The 425-nt window shown below is 49.6% G+C and carries 1 pseudogene; it reads right to left on the bottom strand.

The window, feature by feature from the left end:
* Positions 1-425, bottom strand: a pseudogene (locus tag AOQ29_RS08125) (diaminopimelate decarboxylase); the annotation flags it as partial.

The following is a 425-nucleotide window of genomic DNA, read 5'->3' as shown; positions in this document are numbered from 1 at the left end:
CAAACCTAAGAGGTGGAGGCGGTCATCGGCTTGGGCAATTTCGTAAGCCTTCTTGGCCTGACCAGATTCGAGGTCAAAGCCAAACTTAGAATCAACCTGACCGGTCTGAATGTAATCGTGGGTGTGAGCTGAAACACCCGGCACCACCCGGAAGATGATATCTTGTTGGCTATCACGTTCTTCCAACAATTCTTGCAAGGTCGCTAACTCATAGAAGTTATCGACGATAATTGTCCCAACACCGTGGTCCATGGCCATGATTAAGTCTTCGCGGCTCTTGTTGTTACCATTGTAAGAAACATTAGCCATTGGGAACCCGGCCTGAACAGCCGTGTAGATTTCTCCGGCAGAAACAAGGTCCAAATGAACCCCTTCTTGGGCGACGACTTGGTACATCGCTTCACAGGCGAAGGCCTTAGAAGCGT

The sequence above is a fragment of the Fructobacillus ficulneus genome, from assembly GCF_001047075.2.
Taxonomy (GTDB): domain Bacteria; phylum Bacillota; class Bacilli; order Lactobacillales; family Lactobacillaceae; genus Fructobacillus; species Fructobacillus ficulneus.
The sequence above is the reverse complement of the archived record's forward strand: the minus strand, read 5'-3'. Positions and strand labels throughout refer to the sequence as shown.